The 12,820-nt window shown below is 62.0% G+C and carries 12 protein-coding genes; 6 read left to right on the top strand and 6 right to left on the bottom strand.

The window, feature by feature from the left end; genetic code table 11:
* Positions 1–14: 14 nt before the first annotated feature.
* The gene (locus tag VG561_RS12825) at positions 15–1,310 is read right to left on the bottom strand and encodes an alpha/beta hydrolase family protein (protein ID WP_423179645.1); all 1,296 of its coding nucleotides are present in this window, start codon (positions 1,308–1,310) and stop codon (positions 15–17) included.
* Positions 1,311–1,455: 145 nt separating this feature from the next.
* Here VG561_RS12825 and VG561_RS12820 point away from each other — a divergent pair, with 145 nt between their 5' ends.
* Both VG561_RS12820 and VG561_RS12815 read left to right on the top strand, forming a co-directional pair.
* Positions 1,456–1,833, top strand: coding sequence for a DUF4180 domain-containing protein (locus VG561_RS12820; RefSeq protein WP_423179644.1), 378 nt, complete (start codon positions 1,456–1,458; stop codon positions 1,831–1,833).
* A gap of 97 nt (positions 1,834–1,930) precedes the next feature.
* On the top strand, positions 1,931–2,695 hold the full coding sequence (locus tag VG561_RS12815; protein ID WP_423179643.1) for a hypothetical protein: 765 nt from the start codon (positions 1,931–1,933) through the stop codon (positions 2,693–2,695).
* On the opposite strand, the gene VG561_RS12810 is transcribed toward VG561_RS12815, so the two are convergent.
* The 5 genes from VG561_RS12810 to VG561_RS12790 form a co-directional block, all read right to left on the bottom strand.
* On the bottom strand, positions 2,692–3,474 hold the full coding sequence (locus VG561_RS12810; protein WP_423179642.1) for a 3-hydroxybutyrate dehydrogenase: 783 nt from the start codon (positions 3,472–3,474) through the stop codon (positions 2,692–2,694). The genes VG561_RS12815 and VG561_RS12810 overlap by 4 nt on opposite strands.
* Before the next feature lie 501 nt (positions 3,475–3,975).
* The gene (locus VG561_RS12805; protein WP_041863344.1) at positions 3,976–4,521 is read right to left on the bottom strand and encodes a hypothetical protein; all 546 of its coding nucleotides are present in this window, start codon (positions 4,519–4,521) and stop codon (positions 3,976–3,978) included.
* A gap of 310 nt (positions 4,522–4,831) precedes the next feature.
* Positions 4,832–5,311, bottom strand: a complete 480-nt coding sequence (locus VG561_RS12800) for a hypothetical protein (protein WP_423179641.1) — start codon at positions 5,309–5,311, stop codon at positions 4,832–4,834.
* A 79-nt stretch (positions 5,312–5,390) separates the two neighbouring features.
* Positions 5,391–6,122: a hypothetical protein gene (locus VG561_RS12795; protein WP_423179640.1), complete on the bottom strand. Its 732-nt coding sequence runs from the start codon at positions 6,120–6,122 to the stop codon at positions 5,391–5,393.
* Positions 6,123–6,220: 98 nt separating this feature from the next.
* Complete coding sequence (locus tag VG561_RS12790) at positions 6,221–7,060, bottom strand: type 1 glutamine amidotransferase domain-containing protein (protein WP_423179639.1); 840 nt, start codon at positions 7,058–7,060, stop codon at positions 6,221–6,223.
* Between the two features lie 98 nt (positions 7,061–7,158).
* On the opposite strand from VG561_RS12790, the gene VG561_RS12785 reads away from it, so the two are divergent.
* The 4 genes from VG561_RS12785 (at position 7,159) to VG561_RS12770 (ending at position 12,819) form a co-directional block, all read left to right on the top strand.
* Positions 7,159–8,076 (top strand): LysR family transcriptional regulator, encoded by a 918-nt coding sequence (locus tag VG561_RS12785; protein WP_423179638.1) that lies wholly within the window; start codon positions 7,159–7,161, stop codon positions 8,074–8,076.
* A 549-nt stretch (positions 8,077–8,625) separates the two neighbouring features.
* The gene (locus VG561_RS12780; protein WP_423179637.1) at positions 8,626–8,982 is read left to right on the top strand and encodes a hypothetical protein; all 357 of its coding nucleotides are present in this window, start codon (positions 8,626–8,628) and stop codon (positions 8,980–8,982) included.
* 717 nt (positions 8,983–9,699) lie between these two features.
* Complete coding sequence (locus VG561_RS12775) at positions 9,700–10,776, top strand: DNA-methyltransferase (RefSeq protein ID WP_423179636.1); 1,077 nt, start codon at positions 9,700–9,702, stop codon at positions 10,774–10,776.
* Positions 10,777–10,800: 24 nt separating this feature from the next.
* Positions 10,801–12,819 carry an McrB family protein gene (locus tag VG561_RS12770; protein WP_423179635.1) on the top strand — a complete coding sequence of 673 codons (2,019 nt, stop codon included), beginning with the start codon at positions 10,801–10,803 and terminating at the stop codon, positions 12,817–12,819.
* Position 12,820: the final 1 nt, after the last annotated feature.

Raw genomic sequence — 12,820 nt, 5'->3', positions numbered from 1 at the left:
GCAATCGAGGCTCCCTATTTTTTCATTTCGCTCAATCTGCGCGACCGCCCATAACTGCCATGCACATCCTGCTTGATCCAATCGGCCAGCAGGCGCAGGTAGCCGTCGGTGATCCGTGTCGACACCCGGTTGCCCTCGGCATCGGTGCGGAACTCGACCATGCCGTGGTCGGTATCCGGGAACAGGTAGGTGTCGATCGGTTGCCCCGACGCGCGCAGGCGCGACAGGATCGAACGCGTGGCGGCAATCGGCGCGGCCCGGTCCTGCTCGGCCAGCACCCACAGCAACGGCAGCTTCAGGCGACGCAGCGCGGCCTCGGCGTCGTAGTCCCAGATCAGCTCCAGGTTGTCGAAGCGCGCTCGGCCGATCCGGCGCAGGTCGGCGTCACTCATGCGCAGCATGTCGCCGCTGTATTCGCCGCTGATGTTCTTTGCCCACGGTGCGGCACCGATCTGCGTACGCACCTTCGCCAGCGCCTCGAACCCTTCATTGAAATGCGTGCGCATCAACTGCGCGGTCGCGTCTGAAAGCTGGCCGACCTGCTTCATCGCCGTTGCATCCAGCTGCATGCGGCGTGCCTCGTCGAACAGCTGCTCGCGGTCCTCCTCGATCGGCGACACCACCAGCCCGAAACCGATCGCCACGAAATCCGCCTGCGAGCGCGTCGCCGCAAGCGGTGCGATCCACCCGCCCTGGCTGCCACCGAAGTAGCCGGCCCGGCCGAAACGCCCCGCTGCCAGCTCACGTGCCTTAGCAAGCGCCGCCGCCGCATCGTCGGCCAGCAGTTCGAAGTTCTGCGTGTACTCCCCTTCCGAATCGCCGGTCCCACGCTTCTGGTAAGCGAAGGCCGAAATCCCCTGCGCCACCAGCATGCGCTGGTAGATGGCCGCCACCGCCATCGTGCGTTCCGAGCCGTGTACCAGCACCACCAACGGCCGTTTGGGGTCGGCCGGACCGACTGGTTCGATCAGCTGCCCGACCAGTTTTGTTCCGGCACTGCTGAAGGTCGTCTCGGTATCGCGGGTCGGCAGTCGTTGCCAGCGCTGCGTGGCTCCCGCAAGTGACCTGAAGCTGACCACATTGCCGCTGCAGCTCACCGGCGCGTTGGCATCACCGGTGGCGCCACGTCGCCCGTCCAGCATCAGATAGCGCTGGCCTGTGGCCGGCGCCGCAGCGGGTGCGCCCAGCACCACCAGGTTGCCCTGCCCGTCACCGTAGGCACTGACCGTGCACAGCTCGGCGGCTGCAACCGGCAGGCCAGAACACACCAGCACCGCCACCAACAACGAACGTCCTTTCCACCCTGCCATGCCCTTTCCCGGTATCGTGAACCCGCCTCGTGCGGGCGCCCGGCGCAGCCTAGCGCGTTCGTTCGCCAGATTCATGCTGCATCTGCTTACTGTTGGCCTCTCCCATGGCCATACTGGGCGGACGATACGAACTTCAGAGCGCACGATGCACACACATGTAGAACAGATCGGCAGCACCCGCGTCCTGCGCAGCGCCGATACAGGCCCGCTGCTGGATGGCAACGCCTTGCGCGACCTGGTCGGCGATGCCCTTGGGCACCAGGCCAAGTGGATCGCCGTTCCGGTGCAGCGCCTTTCGGCAGACTTCTTCGAGCTGCGCTCCGGCATGGCCGGGCAATGGCTGCAGATGCTGGTGAACTACCGCCTGCACTTCGCCGTCCTGGGCGATGTCAGCGGCTACCGCGCACGGAGCGAATCGATGGACGCGTGGATCACCGAATGCAACCGCGGCCGCGACGGCTGCTTCGTGGCCGACTGGGGCGCCCTGCTGGCGCGCCTTTCGGCCCCCGCCAGCGCCGGCTGAACGCCGCCCCCACGCTCACCCTCGCCAAACCTGGTTCCGACTGCACTCCGACGCCGCCCGCCACAGCATCACCCGCGGGCTCCCCAGGCGACGTTCGATGCGCGCTTCAGACGCAGATTCCCTGCACAGCAAAGTGGCGGCGGTCACCCTCGGTTTCTGGGTGATGAAGATCGCCGCCACCACCCTCGGCGAGACTGCGGGCGATCTGCTGTCGATGACGCTCAACCTGGGCTACGTGGCCAGCTCGGCCATCCTGCTGGCGATCTTCGCCGGCCTGCTGGGCCTGCAACTGTCGGCGCGGCGCTTCCATCCGGTGCTGTTCTGGTCGGTGGTGCTGGCGACCAGCACTGCCGGCACCACCCTGTCCGACCTGATCGACCGCACGCTCGGCCTGGGCTACGCCACCGGCGCCAGTCTGCTGACCGGCTGCCTGGCGCTGGTGCTGCTGGCTTGGCGGGTGTCGGAAAAGTCGATCTCGGTCAGCAACATCGCATCGCGCCGCGCCGAAGGCTTCTACTGGACCGCCGTGCTGTTCTCCAACACGCTCGGCACCGCGTTGGGTGATTTCCTCGCCGACGATTCCGGGCTGGGCTTCACCGGCGGCGCACTGCTGATCGGCAGCCTCATCGCGCTTACCGCACTGGCCAGCCGCATCAAGGGCATCAACCGGGTCATCCTGTTCTGGAGCGCCTTCGTGCTCACCCGCCCGTTCGGCGCCACATTCGGCGACCTGCTCACCAAGCCGCTGGAAAAGGGCGGGCTGGGCTTCGGCACGGTCGGCTCGTCGCTGGTGCTGTTCACCATTCTGGTAACGCTGGTGGCGCTGCCGATGCTGCAGCGTAAGGCACAGCCAGCCAGCTAGCGCGCCGTCCAGCCCCCATCCACGGGCAGTGCCGTGCCGGTGATCTGCGCTGCTGCGTCCGAGGCCAGGAACACCACCATCTCGCCCAGCTGCTCGGGCGTCACGAACTGCAACGAGGGCTGCTTCTCGGCCAGCAGCGCGCGGGCGGCGGTCTCCTGATCTGTGCCCTCGCGGTCGGCCAGCGCAGTGATCTGCTGCTCGACCAGCGCCGTTCGCACCCAGCCCGGGCAGATGGCATTGGCGGTGATGCCGCTGCCCGCATTCTCCAGCGCGGTCACCTTGGTGAACCCCACCACGCCATGCTTGGCCGCCACATATGCGGACTTGTTCACCGAGCCGACCAGGCCGTGAACCGACGCGATGTTGATGATGCGGCCGGCGCCCTGCTGCTTCATGTGCGGCAAGGCCGCCGCCGTTGCATGGAACACCGCCGAGAGATTCAGCGCCAGAATCGCATCCCACTTTTCGACCGGGAATTCCTCGATCGACGCGGTGTGCTGGATGCCCGCGTTGTTTACCAGGATGTCGATGCGCCCCATCGTCGCAACGGCGCGATCGATCATCCCGCGCACCGCCTCGCCCTTGGACAGGTCGGCACCGTCATGCACCACCCGTACGCCGAACTCGGCTTCCAGGCGGGCACGGGCGCGTTCGATGGCCGCCGCATCGCCGAAGCCATTCAGCACGATATCGGCACCTTGCCGCGCCAGGGCGGTGGCAATGCCAAGACCGATACCGCTGGTGGAGCCGGTGACCACCGCGACCTTTCCACTGAGCATGGGCGAGCTTCCATTGGGCGTAGGTGGTCAGTGTAGCTTTGCCGGCGCCCCGCTTCAGCGACGCTACATTGGTCAATTAACGGCTAGAACGCGTTGGGTAGCCGCCGAGGGAAGTGTCCAGCGTTCTTTCAAAACGGACGGTACACCTCAGAGGGGGCGCAGCCGTGGCCTGCTGGCGATACTGTCCGACTCCCACAAGGGCAATGCATCCATGCTTTGCCCAGCGGATCGAACACGTCCGAAAATAGCTTCTGCGGCCGTTCTACTCCCCCCACCGCCAACCGGGCGGGGCGCCTTTCATCCAGCAGATAAGGACAAGCACCAACACCACGGCCCACGTGTAGAGCTGAAACGCGATGGGCTCGCGAAATGGAGAGAACAGAAACGGACCCGCCAGTAGCAAGCCGAATGCGACTGCGTACACAAGCCAGCCTTGCCACGCGCACGGCATCCCCCAGCCCCATCCGTACTTCTTCCTGGTAAACCAGTACTTCCTGCTGATCATTGCAGTGTTCCTCGATGGCCGCCGGTCTCACTCACCTGATCCAAGCATGCTTTGAGCTGTTCGTAAAGACGCCGGTCCAGAATCAAGTCAATATCCCCTCTGGCTGTGACGAGAACAGAGCTACGATCCGTGCGCAGCACGAAGACGTTGCGACCGTTCTGCATGCCGAACTTGCCAAGTTCAACGCCCCCGGTGCTGGTCCCAAGTTGCCGGTGAGGCAGCGTGATCCTTGAAGCATCGGAAGCGTCCTGCCACGCGACACTGGAAAGCGGGAGCTGCAGTCGGACAAACGCTGCTGACCCAATCAGCTGGCCATCTGTAATGGCGATGTACGCTGTCCGCGCTTGATATACGAGGCCAAAGGCAACTACGACAACAACGGCCAGCGCCGAGCCGAGCGCAATATTCCTGGCTGGCACCCCGCCAGAGCGGGGTGCCAGCCATACTGCGATCAGAACCACGGCTGCTGCCACGCATATGCCGAGAGGAAGCGCATAGGCATGAATCAGGGAGACGTCCAGCGTGGATCGGCACATCATCATGAACTACTCCGCAGAGATTGACCGCATGCCGTAAACGTAAGTCGTCTCGACAATTATCTCAAATGCGTCTTCGTCACAGGTACCAAGGCCCACGCTTTGCGTCGCGCGCAGGAACGAGCGGACCTCGTTCCATGTTACGGGCTTTGCGTGTTCATCGCAGATCATGCTTGCACTGCCACGCATGAGAATGCTTCGGTATCAGATACCGCGCAACAAACGCCCATTTCTCATCGATTACATCGGTTACACAGGGGCTGCGCGCTGTGATGCCATTGCAGTAACACTGTTCATACCGAACTTCAAACACGCTCTAGAAGAGGATGCCCACCCGATCAACGGTCGCCAGTGGATTGGCCTTCCGCACCGCCTCCAGGAACAGCAGGAAATCGCGATTGAACAGCGTCAGGTTGTTGGTGAACGTCACGCACTTTCTGCCCGATGCTTTGCTGAAGCACACCCGCCAGAAATAGCGCCCGTAGATCTTGTCGGACGTTCGTGTGACTGAGGTGATCTGCGAGAGCGGAACCGCCGTAGGCACCGGCCCACGTCGCAGGTAAAAGGACGCCGCATCAAAGAAGTAGTGCTCCCGATCCTCTTTTCCATCCACCATCACCAAGGTCATGGACCTGCCGGAAATCCGGCGCGGGGCATGCAAATGCAGCCCCGATTTCACGGACGAGCGAGCAGTTGCTGACATCCGCCGAAGGGTGAACCAGAGGATCACCAGCGGAAGGGCTGCGAGGACAATGAAACCTACAGTCTTCAAAACAGTTTCCAGCGTGCTAGGCACACAGATCTCCAGGATGAACTTTCAGGCGATACCCAAGTAGATCCACGCCACGCGTGGATGACTCTCCCTCAACGCCTTTTCACTTCCAATGATCCGGCCCCAGGAACGGCAGGCTCAACACAAACACCGGAACGGCCACTGGAATCAGCGCCGCGCCGAGCACCTTGCCCGCCGCCGAACCCACACCCGGCTTGTCCTCCCTCTCCGGCAGGATCCGTTGCGCGCGCGCATTGATCGGCTGTGCCAGCTTCCCCTTCTCCGCCAGTGCCGCAGCATCCGGCAACTGCACCTGCTCGCCATCGCCCTCGAACAGTGCGCTGTAATAGCTGCCGCCCTTCCTTGAAAGATTGCAGGCCCGGTCAAACGCCAGCGCGTAGCGGGTCCGGTCCATCGGCAGGTAGTAGCGCGCCCGCTCCTCCACGGCCTTGGCCTCGCGCGGGGGGACCTCAATCCGCTCCAGCTTGAACTGCGCGGCCTGCTCCGCCGTTACCTGCTCAGGCCGCAGCAGCAGCGCATAGCTGCCGTGCACCTTGGACTTGTTGGCCGGGTCGCGCCAGTCTTCATGGAAGTACATCTGCGCGCAGGCCACCGCCTCGCGCAGCGGGCTGTCCATCAGCGCCCGGTACTCGCGGAACGGCGCGGCATTGAAGCGCATCGGCTCGTCATAGCGCGGCAGCAGGTACAGCTGGCCGTCGTCGGCCACGAACGCACTGGTGATCTCGCGGCTTGAGGCGTGCTCCTCCGGGCCACTGGCACAGCCAGGCAGCAGGCCAAGGCACAGGGCGGAGAGAATGAAGAAGGACGTTCGCATGTTGTGTTCTAGAGCTTCCGTGGAAAACCGGCCCCGCCCGGAAGGACGAGGCCAGCCGACCATGTTGCCACGGCACCGCATGCGATGCAGAACCCGCCCTACTTCAACCGCTCCACCAACCGCTGCCCCACCTCCAGCGCAGAAGCCGGGTTCTGCCCGGTAATCAGCTCGCGGTCCACCACCACATGCCCGGTCCACGGCGTGGCATTGCTGCTGAACGTCGCCCCCGCCCGCTGCAACGCCGTCTGCGGGTAGAACTTCATCTCACCGCCGCCCAGCAGCGGCTTGGCCTGCTCTTCTTCCTGGTTGCTGATCACCGTCATCTGGTAGCCGCTGTAGATCCACTTCGGCGTGACCGGCGTCGCACCCGCCTCCAGCTTTGCCACGAACCCCGCCGCATCCGGCAGCGTGGACAGCAGCGCGATCGGCCCATGGCAGACCAGCGCGGTGGTCTTGTTGCGCTGGTGGAAGTCGGCCAGCAGCCGGCCCAGCGTCGGGCTCTTCAGCAGGTCCTGCATGGGCGCGTGGCCACCAGGGATATAGACCGCGTCGAAACGCGCGTAGCCCTGCTGCTCCACGCGCGCCAGGCTGACCACCGGCGAGGCCGTCGGCGAGGTCAGCGCCAGCTTCTCCAGCAGCTCCTTGTGCACCGTCAGCTGCGCGGCATCGTTGCCGAAGTACGCCGCCATCACCGAGGACGCATCCACCGTCGGCGCCCGCCCCTGCGGCGTGGCGAAGGTCACCTCGTGGCCCGCGTCCAGCAGCAGCTTGACCGGCTGCATCAGCTCGTTGAGATAGAAGCCGGTGGACAGCACCTTGCCGTCCTTCAGATCCAGGTGGTTTTCGTCGGACAGCACCACCAGCACGTTGGCGGCATGCGCGCCGGTGGCGGCCAGGGTCAGGGCCAGCGCTGCGGCCAGTCGGGTCTTCAGGTTCATGGGGTAGCTCCTATCGGGGGAATGGCGGCCACTTTATTCATCGCCCCAGCGGCGATAAATTGGCCCCATCGCAAAACATCTGTTCGCCGGAGAGCCAAATGAGCCGCAAGTTCGACTACCTGGGCGATGTGGAGGTGTTCCTGGCGGTGGTCGAGCACGGCTCGTTCACGGCCGGCGCGGTGGCGCTGTCCACCACGCCCTCGGTGCTGAGCCGCGCGGTCACCCGCCTGGAAGCGCGGCTGGGCCGGCAGCTGCTGCAGCGGACCACCCGCCGCGTGGGCCTGACCGACGCCGGGCGGCTCTATCTGGAACAGGTGCGCACCGCCTTCGGCCTGCTGGACGACGCCGAGCGCGACGTACTGGCGCAGGACGGTGCGCTGGCCGGCCGCGTGCGCCTGAGCGTGCCCACCACCTATGGCCACTACCGGCTGCCGCCCGTGCTGGCGCGCTTTGCGCAGCAGTACCCGCAGGTGCAGGTGGAACTGAACATCACCAACCGCAACGTGGACCTGGTGGCTGAGGGCTTCGATCTGGCCATCCGCCTGGGCCAGCTGCCGGACAGCGGGCTGGTAGCGCGAAAGCTGGAGGACGCACCGCTGCTGCTGGTGGCCGCGCCGGACTATCTGCAGCGCCGTGGCACGCCGCAGACGCTGGACGACCTGCAGCAGCACCTGTGCCTGCCCTTCGTGATGCCGCGCACCGGGCGGCTGGCGCCGTGGATCTTCCGCGACGGCGGGCGCGACGTGGACTGGCTGCCGCGTTCGTCCATCGAGACTTCCGACGATGTGCTGGGCGTGGTGTCGCTGGCCGAACAGGGCATCGGCATCTGCCAGAGCTATGCGTTCATCGTGCGTGAGCGGCTGCGGCGTGGGCAGCTGGTGGAAGTGCTGCCGCAGCTGCGAGGGCGGTCGAGGCCGTTCTCGGTGATCTATGCGCCGCACAGGCGGCAGTCGGCGGCGGCGCGGGCGATGATTGAGTTGCTGGTGGGGAATGCGGGTGAGGATCGCGCTGGTTGAAGCCGCAAGGCTCGCTGGCGGTGTCGGGTTTGAACCGATTTTCGTGGTGTGCGGTCTGTCGGGTGCCACTGCCTGCCGAAGCAGACTAAGAACTGTTGCAAAGAAGACCGTCGCGCTATTCGCTTGTGGCGTGGGCGATTGCGCCAGTTTGATTCGCCATCAGCAGAGCAGCTGCGCGAATGCGTCCGGCGGTGTCGCGTGCCGCACGAATGGTGCGTGCGACAATAGTTCTTCGCTCTCGGATTCCGCGATTCCTTCGCGAATTTCTATTGGCATTCGAAGCGACTGCGTAAACACCATGGCGTGCCACCGACAACGGGTGGCTCCGGGTCTGCAAACCCGCGATGAGCAACGACTGTTGTTTACGCTTGCCCGTCGGCACCGTCCTTAACCGGTGCCGGCGGGCAATCCGTCGGCCTATCTGGCGGGCGGTGCGTGGGGGTCTTCGGACCCACCGGTCATTCGTTGCTTCGTCCCGGTTTGCAGCCACGCATCGTCCGCCACCTCTTCACGGTGGCGCTGTTAAGCACAGCCACGGAAGCCGACGCCATGAACGAATCCGACACCTTCTCTTCGTACACCGTTGTTGAGCCCATCAACGACGACACTCCCCTGCCCGACCTGAACTCCCTGCTCGGCATCCTCAAGCGCATGCGCGGCTGCGAGGGGGCTGATGGGCATCCTTGGCCGGAGAACGACGTATCACCCGGCCGCCGCGTAAGCCTGGCGAGAACCGAGCGCGCGTTGGTGGGGCTGCTGACGGTGCTGGAGGTGCTGCACGCGGCGGACCGCTGCCGTGTGGCAGCGGAGCCGGAGCGGCATCTGGATGAGGGGGTTGTTGATGGGTTGTTTCTGGCTTGCCGGGGGTTGGCTGAGTGGGCTTGCCGGGAGGTTAGGCCGGAGTGAGACCTAAGGCGCTGCTCGATCACGGCCCGCCACGGCACCAGGCGGCCCCCCAGGCTACTTCGAGCATCGCGCAACGACCACTGGAGAGCATGATCAAGCGCGGGTACATGCCTGCCAAGCGCTGAACGTCAGCGATTAGCCAATTCGCCGGTCCGGTGCACACCTTGACGGCACACGGAGCGGGCCATGGTCCCGGGTAACACGAAGAAGTCAGGGGAGAGGTCCGGACAAGGCAACGTCCATCCCTGTGTGCCGACCGCCAGCAAGCGAAGCATGCAGGCCCGAATCTAGGAATTCGGGCCGCAGCATCAGTAACCTAGGAGGCTGGCGAGTGCCAGCCCCATTAGGGATGAGCGAATAGCGAACCCTGAGCAGCGCGATCCCCGAAGCGGAGACGCACGAAACCTCTGTAGATCGACCGCAATCGGCCAGCAGCGGATGGTTAAGGCGAGCAAGCTGTACTACACTACGTCAACTGCACAGGCAATTGCGGGGCGCCATGAAGTTTGACGACATCAAGAATGACACCCTCAATTTAAGGGTGGCGCCCTCTTTCAAGCGAGCTCTAAAAGCCGCCGCAGACCATGAGCAACGGAGCATGGTAAACATGCTCGAAGTCTTGGTCGCCAACTACTGCGAAAGCAACCACATATCGATTCCCTCTAAGTCCGAGTGCGAAGTTCATGCTACCGGCAAGGGCCAAAGTAGCGCTACCGCGTGAGTAGCCACAATATGGATATGCGAAGAGACACCCTTTGCGCGGACAAATCGTCCGCTGCGTCAACCGAGATCGCCCAGACGAGCTCCAAGTCATCCACCAAACAAAGTTCTTCACCATTGCCACAGCGCAAAATAGCAAAAAAAAATAAACCGAAGCCCACTAAGGCGAGCCAGGCACTTATCCCCAAAGTGGCCAGCACTGAAGCGTTCACCAATGAAGCACTACGCAAGGTGGCTTATTACGCCGACGACAACGTCCTGATCTTCAACATGGACGTACGCGAAGCGCTGAAGCACTTGGCCGAAGCTGGTGTTTTAGTGAACTGCATGGTGACTTCACCTCCGTTCTATGGGCAGCGCGACTATGGAGCCAAAGGGCAGATCGGGCTTGAGGAACATCCCCGCGAGTTCATCGCTCAACTCGTTTCATGCTTTGATGCCGCCAAGCCCGTCCTTGCCGAAAACGGCAGCCTTTGGGTAAACCTTGGCGACACATATTGGAGCGGCAAGGGAGAGCATAAGAGTGGCGAATCGAAGCAGAGTGCAAGGCGCTTTGGTCTTCGGCCTCAAGACCGCTCCGGCGACGGCCTTCTTTGCAAACCAAAGCAGCTCCTCCTGATTCCACATCGCTTCGCCATAGCCATGCAGGACAAGGATTGGATCGTTCGAAACGATAATGTGTGGGTGAAGCCCAACCCAATTCCTGACCAAGTGCGGGACAGATGCTCGATGTCGCACGAATACATGTTTCACTTGGTTAAGTCGCGCTGGTACTACTTCGACAAGGAGGCGGTCGGCCGTAAATCTGAAAGCGGGAGCATCCTGCCCCCCCAGGACACTTGGGAGATTCCTCCAGCCCGCCGAGGCCATGCCCACAAGGCCCGTTTTTCGGAAGAGCTCGTTCGCATTCCGATCCTATCAACCACGCCGACCGGAGGGGTGGTTCTGGATCCGTTTGGAGGCAGCGGAACCAGCTTATTTTTCGCGCGCAAACATGGATTCAGGGCAATCGGCATCGACATCAAGAAAGAGTTTTGTCAGGCGATGGTTGATCGTTTGGCAGAGCTGAGCTAACGCTAAAGAACAATAGGGAATGTTATGGCAAAGTATCTTACGGCGGCTCGCATCCAGGCAAGCATCGCAGCGCTTGCTGAGACGCGCGCAAAAGCTGCACTGATGGATTTTTTGATCCTGAAACGCACACTTGCCCTTGCCGGAATTCCGCATGTTGCCATCACGCAAAACCAAGCCCCCTATCTTCAGGCCACACAGGAACTCGCCGGGGTCAATTTAGACAATAGAATAACGATCGGCGCTGAAAAGCAGATCTTCAACGTGTTCGTTTCCCGGGAAGCGAGCCGTGCCGGATTTCGCGGCGGAAAGTACATCTCCAACGGAACGGGGTCCACCATCGGCGGCAATCCTTGGCAGAACGTGGTGGAACTCACTACCGATGATCCACGCCGAGCAGGGCTGAGAGCCGGACATGAAGCACATCTAGAGGCACTGCTATTGAAGGCGGTGCGAGTTGACCGGCCCAGCCTGGGCGAAACTGCTGTCTGGAACTACCGTAAGGTAGATTTGGACCCGCTCATCAGCACAGCAACGACACCGGCCTCCCGCTTCCAGGCCTTGCGTGATCGATTTATCTCTGACTATCAACTGAAACCAGGAGAGCTCGCGGCCCTTTTTGTTGATTCTGTTGGTGAGATCACTGACATCGACCTTCAAGACGAGCCTGCAGCGCCAGAGACATACTTGATAGGACTAGACCCGGTTCCAATGGAGGCGGCGGAGGCAGCCGAACCGACTGGAAAGCTGAGCTCTTTAGACTTAGTGGCTGCTCTCGCAGCCAAGCCTTTCGTAATCCTCACTGGGGCATCGGGTACCGGGAAATCGCGCTCCACACTGCGTTTGGCTGAACAGCTACAAGAGCACTACGACGTACAGGTGCAAGGTCAGATTTTCCAGTTGGTGCCGGTTGGGCCTGATTGGACATCACCGAAAAAACTCCTGGGGTATAGAACGCCCTTCGGCCAGCTGAGGATCCGTGAAGGCGGAACAGAGACCAATGAGAGCTACGAGATTACGGAGACCTTGCGGATCATCTTGCGCGCGTGCCATCCGAATGCGACGAGTATTCCTCACTTTCTAGTATTCGACGAAATGAACCTGTCGCACGTCGAACGCTACTTCGCGCCGTTCCTATCGCTTATGGAGGCCTCCTCGATCCTGGAAGATGGCGAGAGCGCACCAATCATCGACAAACACTCAGTTGCCGTTATCAGCGAGCTACTGGAGATTGAGGACGCGACCACTGCAGAAGCGGAATCCGCAAAACTCCTCGTAACCAACGATCAGCCGCTGAAGCTACCTCACAACCTGTTCTACGTGGGTACCGTGAATATCGACGAAACGACTTATATGTTCTCGCCGAAGGTGCTGGATCGCGCTCATGTCCTGGAAATAAAGGCACTGACGCCCAGCCAATACGTACAAGGTGAAGCTGTCGACACCCAGATCGACCTGATCCATGCCGATCAGCTCCTTAGGGAAGCAATAGACGAACGTGAGGAAGGCGAGCTACGAAGCTCGAACCCCGCTGATTTATTGAATTCGCTGGCTATTAAGCATGGCGTGCCACAGGCCGATGTGGATGCTGCTAAATCGCTGACACTGCGCGTACTGGATGGATGCTTCAAGCTACTAGCGCCTACAGGCTTTGAGTTCGGCTATCGGGTGGTCAAGGAAGTACATGCCTACATGCATGTTTGGATCAAGGCACAGATTGCGAACGGAGCAACGCCTTCTGTCGCGATGGAAAGCTGGGTGGAAGGCTTGGATCGAGCCTTGTTCCAGAAGGTACTTCCGAAGATCCACGGAAATCGTTCGGCACTAGGCGACAGTTTGAAGGCATTGCACTCGTTTCTAGGGGGCGCTCATGCGGATTCGAATCCGCCCGCCAAATACGCGATCGGTGCAGAACCCGCTACTCGCATCGAGACTGATGAGGCTTTGACGCTCCCCACGGGCAAGGAGTTTTCCCGGTGCAGGCAGAAGCTCCAGGAAATGCACTCGCGGCTTCTGTCGCGGAATTACGTCTCCTTCGTGAGGTAAA

This window comes from Stenotrophomonas sp. CASM110, assembly GCF_049384345.1.
Lineage (GTDB): Bacteria > Pseudomonadota > Gammaproteobacteria > Xanthomonadales > Xanthomonadaceae > Stenotrophomonas > Stenotrophomonas muris.
This window is presented reverse-complemented; position numbering and strand designations above follow the sequence as displayed.